Source organism: Streptomyces aquilus (assembly GCF_003955715.1).
GTDB lineage: Bacteria > Actinomycetota > Actinomycetes > Streptomycetales > Streptomycetaceae > Streptomyces > Streptomyces aquilus.
This window is the reverse complement of record NZ_CP034463.1, coordinates 6,022,899-6,046,877: the sequence shown is the minus strand read 5'-3', so window position 1 is coordinate 6,046,877 and position 23,979 is coordinate 6,022,899. Positions and strand designations below refer to the sequence as shown.

Below are 23,979 nucleotides of genomic sequence, written 5' to 3'. Positions count from 1 at the left end.
GAGGGCCCGGCGGCGGTCCTCTTGTCGTGATCACAGAAAGAATCCGGGCCGGGCTGCGCGTGGGGGCGGCCGGACTCGCGGTGACGCTGGCGTCGACCTGCGTCCTCCTCGTGGCGCCCGCCGCCGAGGCTGCCGTGACCTGCGGCGACACCACATTCAAGCGGACGTTCTACACGAACACCTCGTTCTCCGGCACGCCGAAGAAGACGGACTGCGACACCACGATCGACCAGTCCTGGACAGGCGCTCCGCTCTCCGGGATGGCCACGAACAACTTCGGGGTGCGCTGGTCGCTCACCCGTGACTTCGGTTCGGGCGGCTGTTTCGAGTACCGCCTGTCCGGCACGGACGGCCTGCGGCTGTACGTGGACGGCGTGCGGAAGGTGAACAAGTGGAAGAACACCGGTGACAGCTCCGGCAACAGTGTCCCGGGCACGTTCTGCATCGGCTCGGGCAAGCACACCGTGCGCGTCGACCATGCGAACTGGACGGGTCTGTCCCGGGTGAAGTTCACCTGGCCCGCCTCGTCCGACAGCAAGCCGCCGCTGGCCCCGACCGGCATCACCACCACCTACGACGCGGCGACCGGCAAGGCGAAGGCCGGCTGGCGGAAGAACCGGGAACTGGACATCGCCCGCTACGAGGTCCTGGTGAAGACCCCGGCGGGCGGAGTCTCCCAATGGACGACGACCGGCACCACCGCCTCCTACACGCCCGCGAAGGACGGCCAGAAGTACCGATTCTGTATCCAGGCCGTCGACAAGTGGACGAACTACGGCGCCACCGCCTGCGGCCCCTACGTCACCACTCCGGACAAGACGGCACCGCCGGTCCCGGACGTGCGCGCCTCCGACATCTCGGTGTCGGTGTCCGACGGCGGCGAGGCCTCCGACGGCCCGAGGCCTCGCGTCAACGTCTGGCTGGGCCAGGTGCGCCCGGCCGACGGCCCTCTGTTCACCCTGTGGCGCGCCACAGCCGCGGCGGGCCCGTTCACCAAGGTCGCCGTCATGGACCTGCGACAGACGCCGGGTGAGCAGTACCTGTACGACGAGACGGCCGCCGAGAAGCAGACGTACTACTACGCGGCGTCGGCCACCGACACCGCCGGCAACACCTCGGCACGCACCGCTCCGGTCGCGGTGACCATGCCGGATGTGGCGGCGCCGGGCGCGGTGACCGGCCTCGCGGCCGTGGCGGACACCCAGAAGGTGGCGTTGAACTGGACCGCGCCGACGGACGACGCCGTGCGCTGGCAGGTCTACGGCGCGGACGGCAGCGCGCAGCCGGTTCTCCTCGGCACCGCCACGAGCGCCTCGTACGACGACATGACGGCGAAGCCGGGCGTCACCCGCACCTACACGGTGTACGCGGTCGACGCGGCCGGCAACCGCTCCGGCGCCGTGAAGATCACTTCCCGGCGGCAGGTGGCGCCCGCCCTGCCCGTATATCTGCGTCCGGACGCGAACGGCCGGCCCGAGCTGCGGATCCGGGTCGCCGCCGACAACGACCACAGCGGGGGCTTCCGGGTCTACTCCGGCAGCAGTGCCGCCACGGTCCGTACGACCTTGCGCGCCTGCGCGCCCGAGGAGGTCTACCGCGATGCCGCGTGGGTCGAGTACCGCTGTCTGCTCACCGACTTCGGCAGCTCGTCGGACCGCTATGTCACCGCGCTCGCGGTGGCCGCGAACGGCGTGACCTCCAGCACCTACAAGGCCATGCTCTACGAGGACACCGTCGCGCCGCCGCTGCCGACCGGGTTCGCCGCCACCTCCGAGCCGTGGGGCACGGCCCTGCGGTGGGACACCTCCACCGCCGCCGACGTGCGGGCCCACTGGCTGCGCGTGGGCACCCCGAAGACGGTCGACGGGGTGCGCACCTGCGCGTCCGGCACCTCGCACACGCTGGCGGCGGGCGCCACGTCCTTCCAGGACACCGAGGGCCTGCCGGACGGCGAGGAGCGCTGCTTCGAGCTGCGGACGGTGGACGGCGCGAACAACTACACCGACGGCGTCACCGTCTACACGACCGAGCAGGACACCCGGCCGTCCGAGGCGACCGCGCCGGGCTCCCCGGTGACCGGCCTGGACGCCGCGGAGAACGCCGGTGCCGCCGTGCTGAACTGGGACACGCTCGACGGCGCGACCGGCTACCGCGTCTACCGCTGGGACCGCTCCACGGGCTCGTACGAGCGGATCGCGGAGGGAGCGCTGGAGAACCCGTACACGGACTCCTACCGTCATTACCGCGACGAGGACGCCCCGGCGGGCACCGCCGCCTACTACCGCGTGACGGCCGTGTACGCGGACGGCACCGAGTCCGCTCCAGCGCTCGCGGCCGTGGCCCTGGCGCCCACGGGCTGACGTACCGACGTGCCGGCCTTGAGGGGCGGGCGGGAATCCGTGCGACCGCCCGCCCGCCCCCGTGGGAGACTGGTGTCGTTTTCTGCACCCCTACGAGTGGAACGGCACCCACACCCATGGCCTCGGTCACGTCCCTCACCGCCAACGTCAACGCACACCTCGCGTCCGCCCTCTCGGCCACCCTGCCGGAGGCGACCGACGCGGACCCGCTGCTGCGACGTAGCGACCGGGCCGACTACCAGGCCAACGGCATCCTGGCGCTCGCCAAGAAGGCCAAGGCCAACCCCCGGGAGCTGGCGACGCAGGTGGTCGAGAAGATCACCGCCCCCGGCCTGTTCAAGGACGTCGAGGTCTCCGGCCCCGGCTTCCTGAACATCACGGTCACCGACAAGGCGATCATCGACACCCTGGCCGCTCGCGCCGCCGACGGCGACCGTCTCGGCGTCCCCCTCAAGGACCAGCCCGGCATCTCGGTCATCGACTACGCCCAGCCGAACGTGGCGAAGGAGATGCACGTCGGCCACCTGCGGTCGGCCGTGATCGGCGACGCCCTGCGCGGCATGCTCGACTTCACCGGCGAGCGGACGATCGGCCGGCACCACATCGGCGACTGGGGCACCCAGTTCGGCATGCTCATCCAGTACTTGATCGAGAACCCGGACGAACTGTCCGCGGAGACCGACACGGACGGCGAGCAGGCCATGTCGAACCTGAACCGGGTCTACAAGGCGTCCCGCGCGGTCTTCGACGCGGACGAGGCCTTCAAGGAGCGGGCCAGGAAGCGGGTCGTCGCCCTCCAGTCCGGCGACAAGGAGACGCTCGACCTGTGGCAGCGGTTCGTGGACGAGTCGAAGGTCTACTTCTACTCCGTCTTCGAGAAGCTCGACATGGAGATCCGGGACGACGAGATCGTCGGCGAGTCGGCGTACAACGACGGCATGCCGGAGACCGCCCGCCTCCTGGAGGAGATGGGCGTGGCCGTCCGCTCCGAGGGCGCGCTCGTCGTGTTCTTCGACGAGATCCGCGGCAAGGACGACAAGCCGGTCCCGCTGATCGTGCAGAAGGCGGACGGCGGCTTCGGCTACGCGGCCTCCGACCTGACCGCGATCCGCAACCGCGTCCAGGACCTGCACGCCACGTCCCTGATCTACGTCGTGGACGTACGTCAGTCCCTCCACTTCAAGATGGTCTTCGAGGCGGCCCGCCGGGCAGGCTGGCTGACCGACGAGGTCACCGCGCACAACATGGGCTACGGCACGGTGCTGGGCGCGGACGGCAAGCCGTTCAAGACGCGTGAGGGCGAGACGGTACGGCTGGAGGACCTGCTGGACGAGGCGGTGCAGCGGGCCGCCGAGGTCGTCCGGGAGAAGGCGCAGGATCTCACGGAGGACGAGATCCAGGAGCGGGCCGCCCAGGTCGGCATCGGTGCCGTGAAGTACGCGGACCTGTCGACGTCGGCGAACCGTGACTACAAGTTCGACCTGGACCAGATGGTGTCGCTGAACGGCGACACCAGCGTGTACTTGCAATACGCGTACGCCCGTATCAAGTCGATCCTGCGCAAGGCGGAGGGCGCCGAACCGGCCGCCCACCCGAAGCTGGAACTGCACGCGGCGGAGCGGGCGTTGGGCCTGCACCTGGACGCGTTCGGCGACACGGTCTTCGAGGCAGCGGCGGAGTACGCCCCGCACAAGCTGGCGGCGTACCTGTACCAGCTGGCGTCGCTGTACACGTCGTTCTACGACAAGTGCCCGGTGCTGAAGGCGGACACGGAGGAGCAGAAGGAGAACCGCCTCTTCCTCTGCGACTTGACCGCCCGCACCCTCCACCAGGGCATGGCCCTCCTGGGCATCCGCACCCCCGAGCGCCTCTAGCGGCAAGCCGACGAACAGCAGGCCCGCCCTCTCCCACGTGGAGAGGACGGGCCTTTGTCGTGGTGGTGGTCAGATCTGGCTTGCGCGCAGATCAGAGGCTGAGCACCGCCCTCAACGCGATGTCGACACGCTCCATCTGCTCGGCGGGGACATCACCGTGATACTTGCCCTGCTCGAAGCGGGCCAGCCGGAAGTTGTACAGGTCGGGGACCAGCACCACACCGCGAATCGGCACCGTGACACGGACGGTGACCAGCGACTCCCGCCGCTCCCCGGACAGGTCGAGCAGCGCGCACAGCACCGCGCCGGGATGGAGCTCGGCGACGTGATCGTTCTGGACGATGACGACCGTACGATCCCGCCCCACCGTGGGGACGGTCCACACCTGGCCACGTTTCAGTTGTCGCACAGGTCGTCCTCCGCGGCGCTGTAGAGGTCATCCAGATCGTCGCCGAGACGAGCGCTGTCCTCGGCGTACATCGTCATCGCGTCACGGATCAGCTGATCCCTTATGGCTCGGGCCACGAAGGCGGACAGATTGCCGTCCGCAGCCTCACGCGCGGCTTCGAGGAGTTCGTCCGGCACAGTCACCGTGAGCTTACTGGTCGCCATACCATTGGTTATACCAGGCATCAGGCACCCCCGGCAGGGCCGACGAACTCGCACCACACCACCTTGCCGGGGTCCCGCTGTCCCACCCCCCACTTGTCGGCGAGCGCGGCGACAAGAAACAACCCCCGCCCGCCCTCGTCGACAGCACAGTCCCGCACACACGGCTCCCCGCCCCCGCTGTCGTGCACCTCGACCCGCAGCACGTCTCCGTCGTACCGCACCCGCAGCAGGAACCCCCGCCCCGGCGGCGCCCCGTGCAGCAGGGCGTTGGTCGCGAGCTCGCTCACGCACAGCGACACGTCCTCGCCCCGCTCCCAGCCGCCGAGCCCCCAGTAGAACAGTGCCCACTGGACCAACCTCCTGGCAGCGGGCACGGATCGGCGGTCCCGGGCGTAGAACTGATCGCGCTGATAGGGGAGTTGGCTTTCCTCGTTCACGGGACGAATGTCGCGCAGAGTCACTACGGTGGATCACCGAGTGAACCCGTACAGATTTTTTGTACGGGCTCCTACCCGGTGACGTACGTGTGCCCTGGGGGATGGAGACCAGCATGAGCGCGAAGAAGCCGCCGCGGCCGAAGAATCTGACCTCGATGAAGATGCTGGGCAAACAACTCGGCGCGGCGCGCCGGGCAATGGGCCACACCCAGGTCGCCCTGGCCCAGCTGGCGCAGGTCGACGAGGAGACGGTCGCGTCGATCGAACAGGGCAGAAGGGCGCTGAAACCGGACCTGGCGGCGCTGTTGGACGAGGTCCTCCAGACGAAGGGGATGCTGTCGGCCGGGGTGGCGAACCTGCCGGAGATCGACCAGTTCCCGATGTGGGCGGAGCTGTATATGGAGCATGAGCGGGAGGCGATCGCGCTGTCCCTCTATGCCAACCAGGTGTTGCCCGGCCTGCTTCAGACCCGGGCGTACGCGGAGACAGTCCTGCGGGAGCGTGTTCCGGCGTACGCCGAGGAGGAGATCGAGCCGAGGGCGGCGGCCCGTATGGAACGGCAGGAGATCCTGCACCGCAAGAATCCCCCGACCCTCAGCTTCGTCATCTGGGAACCGGTGCTGCACCTGGCGATCGGCGGACCTAAAGTCCGAGCCGAGCAACTCCGCCATCTACGGGAGTGCGCTGAACTCCCATGCGTGTCACTCCAGTTCCTCCCGACGGCCAGCCCTTCTCACGCCGGACTGGCCGGCCCCTTCATCCTCCTGGAGACCTCGGACCACCAGCACCTGGCTTATATCGAAGGCCAACGTGGCAGCCAGTGGGTCTCCGACGCAGATGAGGTGTCCAGGCTCGCGCGCAAGTATGCGATGCTGCGAGCACAGGCCCTGTCCCCCTTGGAGTCGAGGGGCCTGCTGGACCGTCTGCTAGGAGAGCAATGAGCACCGAGGCACTTCAGTGGTTCAAGTCGACCTACAGCAGCGACGAGGGCGGCGAATGCCTCGAAGTCGCCACCACCCCCCACACCATCCACATCCGCGACTCCAAGAACCCGGCAGAAACGGGCCCCACCCTCCAGGTGACCCCCTCCGCCTGGGCGGCCTTCCTCGCAACCGCCTGATGGCAAGCCTCCCCAACCCGCTCCCCGCCCTGGCCGGCCTCGAACTCGGGCTGCCCTCAGGCACGTTGCTCGGCACCACGCTGTGGCTCGCGGACGCCCCCGCGCACCCCGGTGACTGGACGACGTACCAGCAAGCGCCGCGTACCGTCGGCCTCCTCCCCGTCCTCATCGACGTGGGCGCGGGTCACGGCGGGCCGGGGGAATGGGAGTTGGCGCCCGGGGAGATGTCGTATCCCGGGGATCACGACGCCGAGGAGATCCTGTCGGACTTCTGGGAGGAGTGCTGCGCGGGCGAGGCAGGCGACTGGCCGGGCCTCGCGGCGCCGACCGCCGCGCAGGCTGACGCCGACGCCGTGGCCGCCGATGTCGTCGACTCCCTCCTGCGCGGCGGAGGCCCCCTCAAGGACCCCTGCCTCGCCCTGGTCCCCACCCGTCGCAGCGCGGACATCCCGACCGCGATCGGCTGGACGGGCCCGACGAACTACGCCGACGACACCGCCTTGCTCAGTGCGGTGCTCCGCTCCTGGGAGGACCGCTTCGGCGCACGCGTCGTGGCGCTCGGCTTCGACCAACTCATCGTGTCCGTCGCCGCCCCGCCCACGACCCTCGACGAAGCCCTGGCCGTGGCCGCCGAGCACTTCGCCTTCTGCCCGGACAACATCTGGCAGGGCCCCACCGGCACCACCCTCCAGACCTACGCGGAACGCCAGTTGCTCAACCGGCCCGCATGGCACTTCTGGTGGGACTGACCTCAGAGCCTCAGCCCTTCAGCCCCTCCCCCAACCGCCGCAGCCCCTCCGCGATCCGCTCCGGCGTCTCGGTGACGAAGCACAGCCGCAGGGTGGCCCGGTCGGGGGTGCCGGCGTAGAAGGGCGTACCCGGCACATAGGCGACGTCATGGCGCACGACCTCGGGCAACAGCGCCGTCGTGTCGTACGCCGAAGGCAACCGCACCCACAGGAACATCCCGCCCTCCGGCCGTTGCCAGCTCGCCCCCTCCGGCAGCACCTCGGAGAGCCCCGCGAGCATCGCGTCCCGCCGCTCGCCGTAGACGGCCGCGACCCGCGCCACGTGGGCGTCGAGGTCCCGGTCCGCCAAGTACCGTGCGGCGGCGAGCTGGTTGACGGTCGGGGTGTGCAGGTCGGCGGCCTGCTTGGCGACCACACAAGCGCGCCGCACCGCCGCGGGCGCACGCAGCCAGCCGAGCCGCAGCCCCGGGGCCATGACCTTGGAGAAGGAGCCGAGGAGCACGGTCCGGTCGGCGGCCTCCTCGCGCGCGGCGATCCACGGCACCCGCTCCCCCTCGAACCGCAGCTCGCCGTACGGGTCGTCCTCGACGATCCACAGCCCGTGCCGCGCGGCCACGGACGCGACCTCGGCCCGCCGCTCCGCGGAGACGGTACGGCCGGTGGGGTTCTGGAAGGTGGGCACGGTGTAGAGCAGCTTGGGCCGTTCCCGTACGACGAGTTCGGCGAGCGCCTCCGGGTCCGGGCCGTCGGCGTCCCCGGGCACGCCGAGGACCCGCGCCCCGGCGAAGCCGAACACCTGAAGTGCCGCCAGATAGCAGGGCTCTTCGACCAGGACCGTGTCACCGGGTTCGACGAGTGCGGTCGCGAGCAGGGACAGGGCCTGCTGGGAGCCGGTGGTGATCAGGACGTCGTCGGCGGTCGTGGGCAACCCGCGCACGGACATCCGCGCGGCGAGCGCGGCCCGTAGCGTCGGCTCGCCCTCGGTGGTGGAGTACTGGAGCGCTTGCGCGGGCGCCTCTTCCAGTACGGCCCGGAAGGCCGCCGCGACGCCTTCCGCGTCGAAGAGTTCGGGCGCCGGGAGCCCGCCCGCGAAGTTGATGACCTCGGGCCGCGCGGTGACGGCGAGGATGTCCCGTACCGGAGAACCACCGATCGACCGGGCCCGCGCGGCGAGCGGGGGCACGGGGGCGAAGACGTCTGCGGGCGCGCTCGTAAGGGTCATGCGGAGCACCCTAGACAATTACCTGCCCTCTACAAGTAGCTTTCCACGATCCGGTCCCGCGTCCCGGAACGCCCGTCTGGGACGCCCCGAACGCGCAGGTCAGCAGCCGTCCCGCCGTGCTCGCGTCCCGAATCCCCAGGCCGGCCCTGGCGTCCGCCGATCACCACCGCGCAGGCTGGACCCGCCGAACTCCCCCACCTGAGAGGCCCGTGCCATGCCCAGGTCCGCACCCACCGCCCGCCCCGCCCGGCTGTTCGCCGCGCTGACGGTCGTAGTCGCCGTGTTCACGCTCACGGCGTGCGAGGACGGCGAGGGCCTGCGCGACGAGGGCCCGTCGTCCTCGACCTCGACCTCGACTTCGACCTCGACTTCGACCTCGACTTCGACCTCGACCTCGACCTCGCTCTACGACGACCCGCCGGCCGGCTCCCAGGCCTCTCCGCCGAGCGGGAACTCGTAAGCCGGTCGCCCGTTGTTGCCACTGGTGCGGAAGGGCTTCCCCTTGTTGTCGATCCGCAGCGTGCCGCTGCGCGACCCGCTCGACCAGTTCAGCTCCAGAAACCAGCTCACGTCGTAGGCGGAGGCGTCGGCCCGGATGTAGTAGACCTCGGGGTCCGACTCGCTCACCTTGAACGGGAAGTCCCGGTGCCCGGCCTCGGGCACTACTGCGGGCCGCGTCGCGTCGAGGGCGACGGTGAAGGACCGGGTCGGCACATTGCCGCCGCAGCCCACGCCCGGAAACGCCATGGCGTAGTCGTTCCAGGCGAGCGGCGACCGCTTTCCGACCATCTGCACGGTCAGGTCCTTGACGACCACCGTCTCCTCACCCGTGCCCTGCACGGTGAGCGTCACATACTGCTCCCCCGACGACACCGCCCCCGTGGCGGCCACCCACGCCGCCGCACGCTGCTCGATCGGCGGCGGAGGCACCTCGCCGGGCGGCTTGTCGACGAGATACCGCTGGGCGCAAGGACTCTCCCAGGAGTACGGGGCGACAGAGACGGTCAGCGGAACGGCGGGGGCGGAGGCCGACGGAGTGGAGGTCGCCTTCCCGCCGGTGCCCTTTTCCCGAGCCTTGTCCTTCGCGGTGGCCGTGGGCGAGGCGGACGGCGAGCTCTTCGAAGGCGAGGGTGACGCTGCCGTGCTCTCCTCCCCCGCCCTGTCGTCACCGGCGACGGACACGGACCCCCCGGGACGCTCACTGCGGTCGCCGTCCCCGCCCGAGGGCAGCCCCAGGGCAAGCCCGACGGCACCGAGGACACCGGCCACGGCGATGGCGGCGACGAGGGCGGTACGACGACGCCGGGGCGTCGCGACGGCGGCGACATCCGTGACCTCGTCAGCCTCCACAGGAGCCGCGGACTCAGCAGGCTCCACAGGTGCCGCAGCCTCCACAGGCGCCGCGGGCTCCACAGGCGCCGTAGATGGCGAAGCCGCCCCCTTCTTCCCCCGCCCCGCATCCGCCAGCACCCACCGCCGATGCAGCTCGACGAGCTCCTCCGGCGTGGCCTTGCACAGCCGCGCGAGCCGCTCGGCGGGCGCGTAGTCCGCCGGTACGGCATCGCCGTTGCAGTAGCGGTGCAGCGTCGACGTACTCATGTGAAGCCGCTTGGCGAGCACCCCGTAGCTGAGCCCGGAGCGGTCCTTCAACTCCCGCAGAAACTCGGCGAACGCATCCGCGCCGGAGCCGTCGGTCACCGTTCTCCACCCCCATGTCGTCCCGTTCCGGCGTTCCAGGAACGGACTGTTCTAGCAGGTCAAAGCCCCTTTGGGCGTTCCAGCGTCCCGTATGGTCCGGCAGCGCTGGCGGCCGGGACGAGGCGCCCCACAAGCTCTGATCATCCCAACCAGCGCTTCCGAAAGGGAACTTGCCATGCGTACCGTTCGCCACCACCTGCTCGCCGCCGCCGGCCTCACGCTCGCCACCCTCGCACTGACCGCCTGCAATGACGGAACGGGCACGACGGACGAGGGAGCGGCGAAGCCGACCGCCTCCGCGACGGCATCGACCACGGACAAGCCGGCGGCCGAGAAGCCGACGACCGAGAAGCCGGCCGCCACCCCCGCGAGCAACAACACCACGAAGCCCTCGACGGCCGCCCCCTCCGCGAAGGACTCCGCGAAGGACTCCGCGAAGGAGGACAACCCCGCCGCCTACGCCTTCTGCAACGGCTCCAACACCACGACCACCGCCCAACCGGTCTCCCGCCCCCTGAACCACATGCTCCTGACGGTGAAGAACACCGGCTCGAAGCCCTGCAACCTCACCTACTACCCGGTGCTGCGCTTCGACGGCATGCAGTGGGCGCCGCGCCCGATCGAGGCCTCGCACCCGCAGGCGGTCGTCACGCTGAACCCCGGCGAGTCCGGTTACGCGGGCGTGCTGCTGTCGGCCGCCGACGGCAGCGGCGACGGCGGTACGACGGGCAAGAAGCTGACGGTGATGTTCCAGGCGGGCACGCCGAACAGCGACGGGGGAGCGTCGGCGATCCCGGCGCTCCCCGCGAAGGGCGTGTACTACGACAGCACCCTGGCGCCGACGTACTGGCAGACGACGGCGGACGACGCCCTGTCCTACTGACGGCCGTCGTTCAGCAGCTGGGCCGCCTCGACGGCCCAGTAGGTGAGGATGTTCTGGGCCCCGGCCCGCTTGATGCCGGTCAGGGTCTCCAGGATCGCCCGCTCCCGGTCGATCCACCCCTTCTCTGCCGCGGCCTCGACCATCGAGTACTCGCCGGAGATCTGGTAGGCGGCGACGGGGACGTCGACGGCGTCGGCGACCCGGGCCAGGATGTCGAGGTAGGGCCCGGCCGGCTTGACCATCACCATGTCGGCCCCCTCCTCCAGGTCGAGGGCCAGCTCCCGCAGCGCCTCCCGGGCGTTGGCGGGGTCCTGCTGGTAGGTCTTGCGATCGCCCTTGAGCGAGGAGTTGACGGCCTCCCGGAACGGCCCGAAGAAGGCGGACGCGTACTTGGCGGTGTAGGCGAGGATGGCGACATCCTCGCGGCCGATCTGGTCGAGGGCATCGCGGATGACCCCGATCTGCCCGTCCATCATCCCGCTGGGCCCGACGACATGGGCGCCCGCATCGGCCTGCACCTGGGCCATCTCGGCGTAGCGCTCCAGGGTGGCGTCGTTGTCGACGCGCCCTTCGCTGTCGAGCACCCCGCAATGCCCGTGATCAGTGGTCTCGTCGAGACACACGTCGGACATCACCAGCAGGTCGTCACCGACCTCGGCCCGCACATCGCGCAGGGCGACCTGCAAGATCCCGTCAGGATCGGTCCCAGGCGTCCCGAGGGCGTCCTTCTTGCTCTCCTCGGGCACCCCGAACAGCATGATCCCGGACACCCCGGCGGCAACGGCCTCGGCGGCGGCCTTCTTGAGACTGTCCCGCGTGTGCTGCACCACCCCCGGCATGGCAGCGATCGGCACCGGCTCGCTCACGCCCTCCCGCACGAACGCGGGAAGGATGAAGTCGGCGGGGTGCAACCGGGTCTCGGCAACCATCCGCCGCATCACAGGCGAGGTCCGCAACCGCCGCGGCCGACTACCAGGAAACGATCCGTACTTCGACATACCCCTAAGCTACGCCCGCCCGCACCCTGCCTTTACCGACGCCTCGTCGGGCTCCGGCGTCTCACGAGGAGGAGTGCCGCCAGGCCAGGACCGTCGGCTTGGTACCCCGGGACTGGGCGAACTGGTACGGGTCGTAGACGACGTACAGCGTGTCGTCGTAGCCCCTCGGTACCCCGAGCCCGACGGCGTCGGCGGCGAACACGGTCGCCTTCGTGGGCCGGCGGACGTCGTTCAGCGCGTAGCCGCTGCCCGACCAGGTCACCAGGCGGTCCTTGGTGACCCAGGCGACGGTGTAGAAGCCGTTGACCGCCTTGCCGACCTCGATCGGAGCCGTCTCTGCGCCGATCGTGAGGACCTTGATCCTGGCGGTCTCGTCGGCGGAGCGCGGATAGTAGGCGATGCGCCCGCCTCGGACGGCGAAGCCGCCGCTGCCGGTGAACGTCGCCACCTTCACGGCCGCCCTCGGGTGCTGCCCGAGGCCCAGGCGGTAGGTGGTACGGATGCTCGTCCCGCCGTCCTGCGACAGCTTCCCCTCGGTGAGGTACAAGGTGCGGCCGTCCACGTCGAGTTGACCGAATCCGGATCCGGCGCGGGTCAGGACGCGCACGGGCCTGCCCTTGCCCGGTGTCCAGCGGAAGACGCCCGTCTTCCCACCGGGCAGGGCCTCCTCCCAGACGAAGGAGCCCTTGTAAGCCAGCGGATGCGGCACCAGGCTCTGGGGACCGGCGTGCGCCGACCGGGCCAGCAGCACCGGCTTGTGCGAGCTGAGGGGCTGGCTGTACAGCCGCCAGCGGTAGCAGTCCGCGGCCTCCGACTTCTCCTCCCCGCAGGCCGTACCGTCGAGCTGGCGGCTCTCCACGCGCAGCAGCCGGCCGGATGCCAAGGTGACCGTGTTGGACGTCCAGCCGGGGTTCGCCTGCTGGTAGCGCCGCACCGTGCCGGTGCCGGAATCCACGACCCACGTCTCGGACCCCTGGCCGTCGGAGGCCGACTTGGCGGGTGGGACGGCGAGGAAGGCCAGGTTCCTGCCGGAGCGGACCACGCCCGTGCTGTCGATGTTCCAGCCGCTGGGCATGCCGAGGGTGCCGTCGGGCGCGAGATGCGCCAGGGCATGCGGCACCGGCGAGACCGGCTTCAGCCGCAGCGCTGCCGGGGCCCCGGCGGCCGCCGGGTCTGCCTCGGCGGCCGCCGTGCCGCTGTCGCATCCGGAGGACAGCAGTGCCGCCGCCGCACAGAGCAGCGGCAGCACGAACCGCGAACGCAGAGTCACTACCACACCAGCTCGTTGTCGGCCTTGCCGTCGCCGCCGTAATTGGCGTTCATCGCAGCCCAGACGTACTTCCGGTTGACCGCGTGGCGGCCGTACAGGGCGTTGGCATCGACCGGGTCGAAGTACTTGAGCGAGACGCCGTCGCTCCCGTAGCCGTAGAGGGTGATGAAGTGCAGGCCGTGGTAGCCGTTGCTGCTCCAGATCGGCAGGGAGTGGCCCTGCACCAAGGGGATCAGGGGAGCCTTCCAGCCGCCGTCCACGTTGATCTTGACTCGGGCGAAGAGGTCCTTCGCGCTGCTCGTGTTCTTCGAGTCCTTGTAGCCGTTGCGGGACTGATAGGCGTTGAGGGCGGCCGGGATCTTCGAGGCGTACGTACCGTCGCTGTCCGTGTGCATCTTGGTCGCCAGCGTCGACTGCGCCTTGGTCACCGAGAAGGCGGTGAGGGCGGCCCGGCCGGCCGCGGGGCCGCACCAGTAGTGCTTCTGCTGCATCTGCGTGGTGATGCCGATCGTGTTGTACGAGACGGCCGCGGTGGCGCCGGACGCGTCCGTGGTCGTGGCGTCGTCGTCGTCCGGCAGCGAGGCCTCGATGACCGCGAGCTTGATCTGCTTGGCCCACTCCGTGCTGGTTCCGTCGGCCTCGCCGGCGTCGTCCACGCGTGCGCCGTTGATGAAGCTGGACGTGGCCATTTCGGTCGACGCCGGGTCGGTGTCGTCGGGGCCCTCGATGTCGTCGGCTGCGAACGCGGGGCCCGTGACGAGGCCGACCGCGAGCAGGCCGGAGACCAGCGCACAGACAACACCGGGACGATGGCGAACGGGCATGGTGCGATTCCCCCTTGAGAAGGCGCTGTCGGAGCGCTGTTGATCAAGCGGTGCACCAGCCAACCAGGCCGAGATCCGGCCGGACATCGGCCTCTCAGCCAGTTACCGACGAGTAACTCACCCGAGGAATCCGCTGACTTGAGCCAGCACCATCGCGCAGGCGATCTCCACCCGGCTGGTCGCCTCCAAGTGCCGCAGCACATCGGCTACATGGGCCCGCACCGTGCGCGGACTGATGAACAACCGGTCGGCGATCTCCGGATCGCTCAGCCCGCTCGTCACCAGCTCGGCCACCTCGCGCTGGCGCGGGCTGAGCCCGGGCAACAGACGCGCTCTCGCCCGATGCCCGGCGATGATCCCGCCAATCCCGTCGAGCGGTACGCCTCCGCTGCTCACGGCACTCCCCCTCACCCACACCATGCCTGGTCAGAGCATGGACATGACGTAAGGATAGGCGGGGGAAGTTATGGACGGCGCAAAGTATTCGGGCACGCGGTGAGGGCGGTCGCCACGGGCGCCGCCCTCACCGGAAGGGTCACCTCTCCGACCGTCAGGTCGTACGCCGCCGCCGCGCCCCCGGCCGCCGCTCACTCGGCCGTGTCACCGGATCCCCGGCCTCGACCGCCGCCGCCCGCCGCTTCAGCCCGAAGTCGGCCAGCGCCTCCGCGAGCTTGTGCACGGACGGCTCCGGAGCCATCACATCCACCCGCAGCCCGTGCTCCTCGGCCGTCTTCGCCGTCGCCGGCCCGATACACGCGATCACGGTCACGTTGTGCGGCTTGCCGGCGATCCCCACCAGGTTCCGCACGGTCGAGGACGACGTGAAGAGAACGGCGTCGAAGCCACCGCCCTTGATCGCCTCCCGCGTCTCCGCCGGCGGCGGCGAGGCCCGCACGGTCCGGTAGGCGGTGACGTCGTCGACCTCCCACCCGAGCTCGATCAGCCCGGCCACCAGCGTCTCGGTGGCGATGTCGGCACGCGGCAGGAAGACCCGGTCGATCGGGTCGAAGACGGGGTCGTACGGCGGCCAGTCCTCAAGGAGCCCCGCCGCCGACTGCTCACCGCTCGGCACCAGATCCGGCTTCACACCGAACGCGATGAGCGCCTTCGCGGTCTGCTCACCCACCGCGGCCACCTTGATGCCCGCGAAGGCCCGGGCGTCGAGCCCGTACTCCTCGAACTTCTCGCGGACGGCCTTGACCGCGTTGACGGAGGTGAAGGCGATCCACTCGTAGCGTCCGGTCACGAGCCCCTTGACGGCCCGCTCCATCTGCTGGGGCGTGCGCGGCGGCTCGACGGCGATGGTCGGCACCTCGTGCGGCACAGCGCCGTAGGAGCGCAGCTGGTCGGAGAGCGAGGCCGCCTGCTCCTTCGTACGCGGCACGAGAACCCGCCACCCGAAGAGGGGCTTGTTCTCGAACCACGACAGCTGGTCGCGCTGGGCGGCGGCGGAACGCTCACCGACCACGGCTATCACCGGCCGCCCGCCCTCGGGCGAGGGCAGCACCTTGGCCTGCTTGAGCGTCTGGGCGATGGTGCCCAGGGTCGCCGTCCAGGTGCGCTGGCGCGTGGTCGTACCGGCGACCGTGACCGTCATCGGGGTGTCCGGCTTGCGGCCCGCGGCCACCAGCTCGCCGGCCGCCGCCGCGACCGAGTCGAGGGTCGTCGACACCACGACCGTGCCGTCCGAGGCCCCCACCTCCGTCCAGCACCGGTCGGAAGCGGTCCGGGCGTCCACGAACCGCACGTCCGCGCCCTCGGCGTCGCGCAGCGGCACACCGGCGTAGGCGGGCACGCCGACCGCGGCCGCGACACCGGGAACCACCTCGAAGGGCACCCCGGCGCGGGCGCACGCCAGCATCTCCTCGGCGGCGTACGCGTCGAGCCCGGGGTCCCCGGACACCGCACGCACGACCCGCCTGCCGCCCCGCGCGGCCTCCATGACAAGATGTGCGGCATCCCTCACGGCGGGGACACCCGCGGTTGCTGACGAACCGTCAACAACCGTCAGCTGAGGCGCGCCTGTGCCCGGGACCGGGTCCGACGAGGACCCCGGCTCCGTGTTCACGACGGCGACGCCCGAACGGGCGTGGACGCGTACGACGTCGAGCACCTCGTGCTCGGCGACGAGGACGTCCGCGCTCGCCAGCGCCTCCACGGCGCGCAGAGTCAGTAGTCCCGGATCCCCGGGTCCGGCACCCAGGAAGGTGACGTGCCCGTGCTCAGGACCGGCGGCAGGAAGGGTGGTGGGGCTCACTGTGCTCGCTCCCCCATCAGACCGGCCGCGCCCTGGGCAAGCATCTCGGCCGCGAGTTCACGGCCGAGCGCCATTGCTTGGTCGTACGTCTCGGGCACGGGACCGGTGGTGGACAGCTGCACCGTACGGGAGCCGTCGGTGGTACCGACTATCCCCCGCAGGCGCATTTCCTTGACAACGTGCCCGTCGGCCAGCAGGTCGGCCAGCGCGCCCACAGGGGCGCTGCAACCGGCCTCCAGGGCGGCGAGCAGCGACCGCTCGGCGGTCACGGCGACCCGCGTGAACGGGTCGTCGAGCTCTCCGAGCGCGGCGATCAGGTCCGCGTGGTCCGCGGCGCATTCGATCGCGAGTGCTCCCTGGCCGGGAGCGGGCAAAACCGTGTCGACCGACAGGAAGTCGGTCACCTCTTCGATGCGCCCGATGCGGTTCAGTCCGGCCGCGGCCAGCACCACCGCGTCCAGCTCACCGTCGTGGACGTACCGGATGCGCGTGTCCACGTTCCCGCGGATCGGCACGGCCTCGATGTCGAGGCCGTGGGCGCGTGCGTACGCGTTCAGCTGGGCCATGCGCCGCGGCGAGCCGGTACCGATCCGGGCCCCGCGGGGCAGGTCGGTGAACTTCAGCGCGTCCCGGGCGACGATGACGTCCCGCGGGTCCTCGCGCACCGGGATCGCGGCGAGCGCGAGCTCCTCGGGCTGCCCGGTCGGCAGGTCCTTGAGGGAGTGGACGGCGAAGTCCACCTCACCCTTGAGCAGCGCCTCCCGCAGCGCGGTGACGAACACACCCGTGCCACCGATCTGCGCGAGCTGCTCCCTGCTCACATCCCCATACGTGGTGATCTCGACGAGCTCGACGGGCCGCCCGGTCACCTGGCTCACGGCGTCCGCCACCTGCCCGGACTGGGCCATGGCGAGCTTGCTCCGCCTGGTCCCGAGCCGTAGCGCCTTCTCACTCATGCCGGCCCTCGGTCTTCCTCATCGGTGGTGCTGTCCTCGGCGCGGGACACGGCGGCCACCGTCTCCTGGTCGAGGTCGAACAGAGTCCGCAGCGCGTCCGCGTACCCGGCACCGCCGGGCTCGGCCGCGAGCTGCTTGACCCGTACGGTCGGAGCGTGCAGCAGCTTGTCCACCACGCGCTTCACGGTCTGCGTGATCTCGCCGCGCTGCTTGGCGTCGAGCCCCGGGAGGCGCCCCTCCAGCCGGGCCATCTCCATCGCCACGACGTCGGCGGCCATGGTGCGCAGCGCGACGACGGTGGGGGTGATGTGCGCGGCCCGCAGTGCGGCCCCGAACGCGGCCACCTCGTCGGCGACGATCCGCCGCACCTGGTCCACGTCGGCGGCCATGGGCGCGTCGGCGGAAGCCTCCGCCAGCGACTCGATGTCGACGAGCCGCACCCCGGCGATCCGATGCACGGCGGCGTCGATGTCACGGGGCATGGCGAGGTCGAGCAGGAAGAGCACGGGCTCCGGCCCCGCGGCGAGCGGTTCGGGCCGACGCCGCTCGGGAATCCGCCCACCGGCGGCCGCCGCGGCGGCGAGCGCGGCGATGGCCTCCGCCTCGTCGACGACGGACCCGGTGCCCTGCGGCCGGGGCGCGTTGTCGACCCAGGCGGCATGCTGCTCGAGCTCGGCGGCGGCCATCCCGGCGACAGCGGCTTCCCCGAGCACGGAGAAACCGGGGGTGGCCTGGACGGCGTTCAGGTCGAGCGGACAGTTGTCCTCAGCCGACCCCGTCTGGTCCGCGGGCAGTCGTGCCGCTTGGGCGGCACGGGTGGGCGCGGACGGCACCCCGACAGCGCCGGGCCGCGCGACACCCTCGGCCTCAGCCCCCGCCACGGGCACCCGCCCACGAACAGCACCCGAAACGGCCTCACCAGTGAGCACCAGCCCGGTCGCGCCCGTACAAGACACCACAACATCGGCACGTGTCAGCTCGCCCGGCACCGCGTCCATCGGTACCGCGCGGGCCACCACGTCCCCGTCACCGGCGTCGGAAGAGGCACCCTCGTTGAGAATCTCGGCCAGCCGATCGGCCCGCTCCGCGGTCCGGTTGGCGATGACCACCTCGGCCACCCCGGCCCGCACCAGCGTCGCCGCGGCCAGCGAGGACATCGAACCGGCCCCGATGACCAGTGCTTTCTTCCCCCGCGCCCACTCCGCGGCGTCACCGCCGGAGGCACCCGCGGCGAGCTGCTCCAGCCCGAAGGTCACCAGCGACTGCCCGGCCCGGTCGATCCCGGTCTCGGAGTGCGCCCGCTTGCCGACCCGAAGCGCCTGCTGGAAAAGATCGTTGAGCAGCCGCCCGGCGGTGTGCAGCTCCTGCGCCTTGCCCAGCGAGTCCTTGATCTGCCCGAGGATCTGCCCCTCGCCGACGACCATGGAGTCGAGCCCGCAGGCGACGGAGAACAGGTGGTGAACCGCCCGGTCCTCGTAGTGCACGTACAGATAGGGAGTGAGCTCCTCAAGGGCCACCCCGCTGTGCTGGGCGAGCAGCGTGGACAGCTCGGCGACACCGGCGTGGAACTTGTCGACGTCGGCGTACAGCTCGATGCGGTTGCAGGTGGCGAGCACCGCGGCCTCGGCGGCCGGCTCCGCGGCGACCGTGTCCTGGAGCAGCTTGATCTGGGCGTCGGCGTTCAGCGCCGCCCGCTCCAGCACGCTGACCGGGGCGCTGCGGTGGCTCAGCCCCACGACGAGGAGACTCATGCCGGCATCACGGCGGGTACGTCCCCGTCAGGTCCCTTGTCAGCGGAGGCGGACTCGCCGCGCGCGGCGACGGCCGGAGCGCCCCCGTCGGTCCCGGCGGCGGCCTCCTCACCGGCCTTGCGCTGCTCGTGGAAGGCGAGGATCTGGAGTTCGATCGACAGATCCACCTTGCGCACGTCGACCCCGTCCGGAACGGACAGCACGGTCGGCGCGAAGTTCAGGATGGAGGTGACACCGGCGGCGACGAGCCGGTCGCAGACCTGCTGGGCGACGCCCGGCGGGGTGGTGATCACGCCGATGGAGACGCCGTTGTCGGAGATGATCTTCTCCAGGCCGTCGCTGTGCTGCACGGCGATCCCGGCGACCTGCCGTCCGGTCATGGCCGGGTCGGCGTCGATGAGGGCGGCCACCCGGAAACCGCGGGAGGCGAAACCGCCGTAATTGGCGAGGGCGGCACCGAGGTTGCCGATACCGACGATCACGACCGGCCAGTCCTGGGTGAGCCCGAGCTCACGGGAGATCTGGTAGACGAGATACTCGACGTCGTACCCGACACCACGCGTTCCGTAAGAACCCAGGTAAGAGAAATCCTTGCGCAGCTTCGCGGAGTTGACCCCCGCCGCGGCCGCGAGCTCCTCGGAGGAGACCGTGGGCACCGAGCGCTCCGACAGTGCGGTCAGCGCGCGGAGGTACAGCGGAAGCCTGGCGACGGTGGCCTCGGGAATCCCTCGGCTACGGGTCGCCGGTCGGTGAGTTCGGCCAGTTGCCACGGTGCTCCTGCGGGTAGAGCGGGGCTGCAGGCGGTCACACGTACCTAGACCGCCCCGTCGAATGCAGGCTATGTCTTTGTGAACGCGTGCACAAAGATGGTGTCCGATTTGCCCGGCCAACGTGACCGGGGTCACGCACTGCAGTCTCGGGGGCAAAACAGGTCACTCTCCTCACGAATCCCACCCCCAAGGCCAAGCCGCCAACGATCCTAAGCGAGTTTGCGGATCGTTTGGACTACTCGGTCAGTGCCCTGCGCAGTCGATCTTCGTTCACCCGCCAGAACGTGTGCTGTTCACCGTCGACGAGTACGACGGGAATCTGCTCCCAGTACTGGTCGTGCAGCGCCTGATCTGTGGAGATGTCCTTCTGCTCCCACGTCACACCGAGCTCGCCGCACACCTTCTCCACCACCAGCTGTGCGTCATCACACAGATGGCAGCCCGGTTTGCGGATGAGAGTGACCAGCCTGTCCTGGGGCGCCGACGGCTTCCGGCGGAAGAGGGGACTCATACCGGCCATTGTCCCGCGCCCCTCCACTCGCCCGCGAGCAGTCCTTTAACGACGGAGTCGCGGAGAGTTCACACCCTCCAAACCTCTCGACTCCGGAACCACCGAACAAACTGGCTATGCTCACGCCATGGCCGCTCTCGGATGGCTCACTCCCCGTAGGCGCTCCGCCACGGCGCGGAGCGTGTTGGCAGGCGAGGCCTCGGCGGAGGCCGCGCGCAAGTCGTCACAGGAGGTCGAGGAGACCTCAACCCCGGAACCGGAGTTCCCGGTACTCGGCGACGACAAGGCAGCCGCCTTCTTCGACCTCGACAACACCGTCATGCAGGGTGCGTCGCTCTTCCACTTCGGCCGGGGCCTGTACAAGCGGAAGTTCTTCGAGACCCGCGACCTCGCCAAGTTCGCCTGGCAGCAGGCCTGGTTCAGGCTGGCCGGCATCGAGGACCCCGAACACATGCAGGAGGCCCGCGACTCGGCCCTCTCCATCGTCCAGGGCCACCGCGTCTCCGAGCTGATGTCCATCGGCGAGGAGATCTACGACGAGTACATGGCCGAGCGCATCTGGCCGGGCACCCGCGCCCTCGCCCAGGCCCACCTGGACGCGGGCCAGAAGGTGTGGCTCGTCACCGCGGCCCCCGTGGAGATCGCCCAGGTCATCGCCCGCCGCCTCGGCCTGACCGGCGCGCTCGGCACGGTCGCGGAGTCCGTGGACGGCGTCTACACCGGCAAACTCGTCGGCGAACCCCTGCACGGCCCCGCGAAGGCGGAGGCGGTACGCGCGTTGGCCGCCGCGGAGGGCCTGGACCTCTCCCGCTGCGCGGCCTACAGCGACAGCCACAACGACATCCCGATGCTCTCCCTGGTCGGCCACCCCTACGCGATCAACCCGGACACAAAGCTGCGCAAGCACGCCCGCCAACTGGACTGGCGTTTGCGCGATTACCGCACCGGAAGGAAGGCCGCGAAGGTGGGCATCCCGGCGGCGGCAGGGGTGGGCGCGGTGGCGGGCGGCACAGCGGCAGCGATCGCTCTGCATCGCCGGCGCCGGTAACGCACCTGGGGGCGCGGGGCTGTGTCGATTTGCGGCTCCGCCGCGTGGGCGCGACCGGCCGCAGCGGGCCCGCGCCCGAAACACAACCAGTACCCCCCTCCCCCTCCCTCCAGTCCTCTTGTCGGGACACAGCCACAACACGCCCCGCTCCTGACCGAAACCCGATCCAAAACGATCAACAACCGGTCACCCTGCGGTACTTGAGAGGGCATCAATCGGTTACAGAAGCGACGTAATCGATGAATAGAGCAACTGGGTGTAGCAGTGCCTGCACGAAGCGTTATTCTCCTCAGACGCAATCCGGTACCCCTCCGTCGCTACGACGGGTGAACGGTCCCGCACTGCACGTGATGGAAGCTCTGCCTCTGGGAGTCCCGTGTACTCACACGTCGGGGTTGACGCCTCGGGCCTGGCTACGCTGCGCGCGACGGTCAACAACCTCATGCGCTTCGTCCCCACCGCGTACGCCATCCCCGCCCTTGCCGTAGCCACCGCACCAACCGGCCCGTGCTACGCACTGGCCGAGAGCAGCGCGGCCGTCGGCAGAAGGGGACGCTCGGCCGGCGCCGCAACGACCACCCGCCGTCCCGCCGCGGACAGCGACAGCGCCCGGATGATGGATCTCGTGGAGCGCGCCCAGGCCGGCGAGGCCGACGCGTTCGGGCGGCTCTACGACCAGTACAGCGACACCGTCTACCGGTACATCTACTACCGCGTCGGCGGAAAGGCGACCGCCGAGGACCTCACCAGCGAGACGTTCCTGCGGGCGCTCAGAAGGATCGGCACCTTCACCTGGCAGGGCCGCGACTTCGGCGCCTGGCTGGTGACCATCGCCCGCAACCTCGTCGCCGACCACTTCAAGTCGAGCCGCTTCCGCCTGGAGGTGACCACCGGCGAGATGCTCGACGCCAACGAGGTGGAGCGCTCCCCGGAGGACTCCGTCCTGGAGTCCCTCTCCAACGCCGCGCTCCTGGACGCCGTACGCCGCCTCAACCCGCAGCAGCAGGAGTGCGTGACGCTCCGCTTCCTCCAGGGCCTGTCCGTCGCCGAGACCGCGCGCGTGATGGGCAAGAACGAGGGCGCGATCAAGACCCTCCAGTACCGGGCCGTCCGCACCCTCGCCCGGCTCCTGCCGGAAGACGCCCGCTGACGCCGGGCACTCTGAGCCACTCCCAACTCACGGTCGGTTAAAGTCCGTTGACTTCGCGATCCGATCATCCGCAGTCCGTAACCCAAGTGCCGCGCCGCTCGTTGTGCGGGATGCAGGCTCCCTGTGGTCACTCCCTGGCCGACATCGATCACTCGATCGTGTGCATGTGGTCAGGGCGTGCAACCCTCAGGACCCCCTGGGGAGTCGACCGTCATGACGAGAGGAGGTGCCGCCAGTGATCGCGAACGTATCGGCGCACCGGCGGGCGAACGCCTTCGCCCAGGCCCTGGAGGACCAGTCCGACCGGGGCACGGCGGCCCAAGAGGCCGAAGGACCGGCGCCCGACCCGGCCGCCGCCGAACAGACCGAGCAGGGCCGCATGATGGCCCTCGCGGAATGTCTCGGCGAGCTGCCGAGGCCGACGCTGGATCCCGAGGTCAAGGTCGTCCAGCGGGCCCAGCTGGTGGCAGCGTTCGAGGCCATGCTCCAAGAGGGCACCGTCGGAGGCGAGGCAGGCGACGCGTCGGTGCCCGAGCAACGCTCGCATCGCGCGCGGGGCGCCCACCGGGCGACCGGGCTGGGCAAACTGCGACCGCGTTCCCGGCTCACCAAGGGCCTCGCGGCCGGCGGGCTCAGCGTCGGGGTCGCCGCGGGAGCCTTCGGCGGAGTCGCAGCGGCCAGCTCGGACGCCCTCCCGGGCGACTCGCTCTACGGCCTCAAGCGCGGCATCGAGGACTTCAAGCTCAACTACCTGTCCGACGGGGACGACGAGCGCGGCGTGGCCTACCTCGACCAGGCCTCCACCCGGCTCAACGAGGCCCGCCGGCTGATGGACCGCGACCGCGGCGGCCAGCTGGACCACGAGTCGCTGGGCGAGATCCGCCGCGCCCTGTCCGGCATGCAGCACGACGCGACCGAAGGCCACCGCCTGCTGCACGAGGCCTACGAACGCGACCCGGACTCCCTCGGCCCCATCCAGGCCCTCTCCTCCTTCTCGCGCTCGCACCGCGAGGTCTGGGGTGCGCTCCGCGACCGTCTCCCCGTCCAGCTGGGCGATGTCAGTCAGCAGGTGTCGTCGGTGTTCGACGCCATAGACGAAGAGGTCGCCCCGCTCCAGTCCCTGCTCCCCCAGCCCCCGGCCCAGGACGGCGGCGCGAGCAGCAGGCAGAGCGGTTCCGGTACGGCGTCCAAGGGCACCTCCGGCTCCGACCGCTCGGCCACCCCGAGCAAGGGCAACGGCACCTCGGACGGCTCGGGCACCGACTCCGGCAAGCCCAGCCACTCCGCCTCCTCCGGCAGCGACGACGGCCTGCTCGGCGGCAACACCGGCGGCCTCCTGGACCCCCCGGAGACCGGCACCGGCACGTCCACGCCGACGACCACCCCGTCCACCGAACCGGACGTCACCCTCCCGCCCCTCCTCCCGGGCCTCCTGCCCGGCCTGGGCATCAACGGAGAAGACGCGAGCTAGAGAAACGGCGGTACGACG

24 protein-coding genes are annotated in these 23,979 nt (G+C 70.4%); 10 read left to right on the top strand and 14 right to left on the bottom strand.

The window, feature by feature from the left end; all coding sequences use genetic code 11:
- Window positions 1-26 precede the first annotated feature (26 nt).
- On the top strand, window positions 27-2,360 hold the full coding sequence (locus EJC51_RS27840) for a PA14 domain-containing protein (protein ID WP_126273591.1): 2,334 nt from the start codon (window positions 27-29) through the stop codon (window positions 2,358-2,360).
- A gap of 116 nt (window positions 2,361-2,476) precedes the next feature.
- Entirely contained in the window at window positions 2,477-4,234 is a 1,758-nt protein-coding gene (gene argS / locus EJC51_RS27835) for an arginine--tRNA ligase (protein WP_126273590.1), read from the top strand.
- A 91-nt stretch (window positions 4,235-4,325) separates the two neighbouring features.
- On the opposite strand, the gene EJC51_RS27830 is transcribed toward argS, so the two are convergent.
- The 3 genes from EJC51_RS27830 to EJC51_RS27820 are packed head-to-tail and all read right to left on the bottom strand — an operon-like array spanning window position 4,326 to window position 5,283.
- Complete coding sequence (locus EJC51_RS27830; RefSeq protein ID WP_126273589.1) at window positions 4,326-4,643, bottom strand: type II toxin-antitoxin system PemK/MazF family toxin; 318 nt, start codon at window positions 4,641-4,643, stop codon at window positions 4,326-4,328.
- Complete coding sequence (locus tag EJC51_RS27825) at window positions 4,631-4,846, bottom strand: hypothetical protein (protein WP_126273588.1); 216 nt, start codon at window positions 4,844-4,846, stop codon at window positions 4,631-4,633. The genes EJC51_RS27830 and EJC51_RS27825 overlap by 13 nt, the downstream gene beginning before the upstream one ends.
- A 20-nt stretch (window positions 4,847-4,866) precedes the next feature.
- Window positions 4,867-5,283 carry an ATP-binding protein gene (locus EJC51_RS27820; RefSeq protein WP_126273587.1) on the bottom strand — a complete coding sequence of 139 codons (417 nt, stop codon included), beginning with the start codon at window positions 5,281-5,283 and terminating at the stop codon, window positions 4,867-4,869.
- A gap of 113 nt (window positions 5,284-5,396) precedes the next feature.
- On the opposite strand from EJC51_RS27820, the gene EJC51_RS27815 reads away from it, so the two are divergent.
- The 3 genes from EJC51_RS27815 to EJC51_RS27805 are packed head-to-tail and all read left to right on the top strand — an operon-like array spanning window position 5,397 to window position 7,152.
- Complete coding sequence (locus tag EJC51_RS27815) at window positions 5,397-6,224, top strand: helix-turn-helix domain-containing protein (protein WP_126273586.1); 828 nt, start codon at window positions 5,397-5,399, stop codon at window positions 6,222-6,224.
- Entirely contained in the window at window positions 6,221-6,403 is a 183-nt protein-coding gene (locus EJC51_RS27810) for a DUF397 domain-containing protein (protein WP_126273585.1), read from the top strand. The genes EJC51_RS27815 and EJC51_RS27810 overlap by 4 nt, the downstream gene beginning before the upstream one ends.
- Entirely contained in the window at window positions 6,403-7,152 is a 750-nt protein-coding gene (locus EJC51_RS27805; RefSeq protein ID WP_126273584.1) for a DUF4253 domain-containing protein, read from the top strand. Before EJC51_RS27810 ends, EJC51_RS27805 begins: the two co-directional genes overlap by 1 nt.
- A 10-nt stretch (window positions 7,153-7,162) precedes the next feature.
- Here EJC51_RS27805 and EJC51_RS27800 read toward each other — a convergent pair whose 3' ends face one another.
- Window positions 7,163-8,374 carry an aminotransferase-like domain-containing protein gene (locus tag EJC51_RS27800; protein ID WP_126273583.1) on the bottom strand — a complete coding sequence of 404 codons (1,212 nt, stop codon included), beginning with the start codon at window positions 8,372-8,374 and terminating at the stop codon, window positions 7,163-7,165.
- 214 nt (window positions 8,375-8,588) lie between these two features.
- Between EJC51_RS27800 and EJC51_RS27795 the strand changes: the two genes are divergently transcribed.
- Window positions 8,589-8,834 (top strand): hypothetical protein, encoded by a 246-nt coding sequence (locus tag EJC51_RS27795; RefSeq protein WP_126273582.1) that lies wholly within the window; start codon window positions 8,589-8,591, stop codon window positions 8,832-8,834.
- On the opposite strand, the gene EJC51_RS27790 is transcribed toward EJC51_RS27795, so the two are convergent.
- Entirely contained in the window at window positions 8,780-10,072 is a 1,293-nt protein-coding gene (locus tag EJC51_RS27790) for a helix-turn-helix domain-containing protein (protein ID WP_126273581.1), read from the bottom strand. The genes EJC51_RS27795 and EJC51_RS27790 overlap by 55 nt on opposite strands.
- Window positions 10,073-10,247: 175 nt before the next feature.
- On the opposite strand from EJC51_RS27790, the gene EJC51_RS27785 reads away from it, so the two are divergent.
- Window positions 10,248-10,955 carry a DUF4232 domain-containing protein gene (locus EJC51_RS27785; protein ID WP_126273580.1) on the top strand — a complete coding sequence of 236 codons (708 nt, stop codon included), beginning with the start codon at window positions 10,248-10,250 and terminating at the stop codon, window positions 10,953-10,955.
- On the opposite strand, the gene hemB is transcribed toward EJC51_RS27785, so the two are convergent.
- From hemB to EJC51_RS27740, 9 genes are all read right to left on the bottom strand, one after another.
- Window positions 10,949-11,953: a porphobilinogen synthase gene (hemB, locus tag EJC51_RS27780; RefSeq protein WP_126273579.1), complete on the bottom strand. Its 1,005-nt coding sequence runs from the start codon at window positions 11,951-11,953 to the stop codon at window positions 10,949-10,951. The two genes, EJC51_RS27785 and hemB, sit on opposite strands and share 7 nt — an antisense overlap.
- A gap of 61 nt (window positions 11,954-12,014) precedes the next feature.
- Window positions 12,015-13,223, bottom strand: coding sequence for a hypothetical protein (locus tag EJC51_RS27775; protein WP_126273578.1), 1,209 nt, complete (start codon window positions 13,221-13,223; stop codon window positions 12,015-12,017).
- Window positions 13,223-14,047, bottom strand: coding sequence for a C39 family peptidase (locus EJC51_RS27770; RefSeq protein ID WP_132799873.1), 825 nt, complete (start codon window positions 14,045-14,047; stop codon window positions 13,223-13,225). The genes EJC51_RS27775 and EJC51_RS27770 overlap by 1 nt, the downstream gene beginning before the upstream one ends.
- Before the next feature lie 117 nt (window positions 14,048-14,164).
- Entirely contained in the window at window positions 14,165-14,443 is a 279-nt protein-coding gene (locus tag EJC51_RS27765) for a helix-turn-helix domain-containing protein (RefSeq protein WP_244362878.1), read from the bottom strand.
- A 154-nt stretch (window positions 14,444-14,597) separates the two neighbouring features.
- Window positions 14,598-16,304 (bottom strand): bifunctional uroporphyrinogen-III C-methyltransferase/uroporphyrinogen-III synthase, encoded by a 1,707-nt coding sequence (locus EJC51_RS27760; protein WP_126273575.1) that lies wholly within the window; start codon window positions 16,302-16,304, stop codon window positions 14,598-14,600.
- Window positions 16,301-17,260 carry a hydroxymethylbilane synthase gene (hemC, locus tag EJC51_RS27755; protein ID WP_126273574.1) on the bottom strand — a complete coding sequence of 320 codons (960 nt, stop codon included), beginning with the start codon at window positions 17,258-17,260 and terminating at the stop codon, window positions 16,301-16,303. The genes EJC51_RS27760 and hemC overlap by 4 nt, the downstream gene beginning before the upstream one ends.
- The gene (locus EJC51_RS27750; RefSeq protein WP_126273573.1) at window positions 17,257-19,011 is read right to left on the bottom strand and encodes a glutamyl-tRNA reductase; all 1,755 of its coding nucleotides are present in this window, start codon (window positions 19,009-19,011) and stop codon (window positions 17,257-17,259) included. Before EJC51_RS27750 ends, hemC begins: the two co-directional genes overlap by 4 nt.
- Window positions 19,008-19,781 carry a redox-sensing transcriptional repressor Rex gene (locus tag EJC51_RS27745; RefSeq protein ID WP_126273572.1) on the bottom strand — a complete coding sequence of 258 codons (774 nt, stop codon included), beginning with the start codon at window positions 19,779-19,781 and terminating at the stop codon, window positions 19,008-19,010. Before EJC51_RS27745 ends, EJC51_RS27750 begins: the two co-directional genes overlap by 4 nt.
- A 235-nt stretch (window positions 19,782-20,016) precedes the next feature.
- The gene (locus EJC51_RS27740) at window positions 20,017-20,301 is read right to left on the bottom strand and encodes a glutaredoxin family protein (protein ID WP_126273571.1); all 285 of its coding nucleotides are present in this window, start codon (window positions 20,299-20,301) and stop codon (window positions 20,017-20,019) included.
- Window positions 20,302-20,419: 118 nt separating this feature from the next.
- Between EJC51_RS27740 and EJC51_RS27735 the strand changes: the two genes are divergently transcribed.
- The 3 genes from EJC51_RS27735 to EJC51_RS27725 all read left to right on the top strand — a co-directional run bounded on the left by EJC51_RS27735 (window position 20,420) and on the right by EJC51_RS27725 (window position 23,961).
- Window positions 20,420-21,340 carry an HAD family hydrolase gene (locus EJC51_RS27735; protein WP_079310684.1) on the top strand — a complete coding sequence of 307 codons (921 nt, stop codon included), beginning with the start codon at window positions 20,420-20,422 and terminating at the stop codon, window positions 21,338-21,340.
- A gap of 376 nt (window positions 21,341-21,716) precedes the next feature.
- The gene (locus tag EJC51_RS27730; protein ID WP_126273570.1) at window positions 21,717-22,490 is read left to right on the top strand and encodes an ECF subfamily RNA polymerase sigma factor, BldN family; all 774 of its coding nucleotides are present in this window, start codon (window positions 21,717-21,719) and stop codon (window positions 22,488-22,490) included.
- A gap of 235 nt (window positions 22,491-22,725) precedes the next feature.
- Window positions 22,726-23,961 (top strand): DUF5667 domain-containing protein, encoded by a 1,236-nt coding sequence (locus tag EJC51_RS27725; RefSeq protein WP_126273569.1) that lies wholly within the window; start codon window positions 22,726-22,728, stop codon window positions 23,959-23,961.
- Window positions 23,962-23,979: the final 18 nt, after the last annotated feature.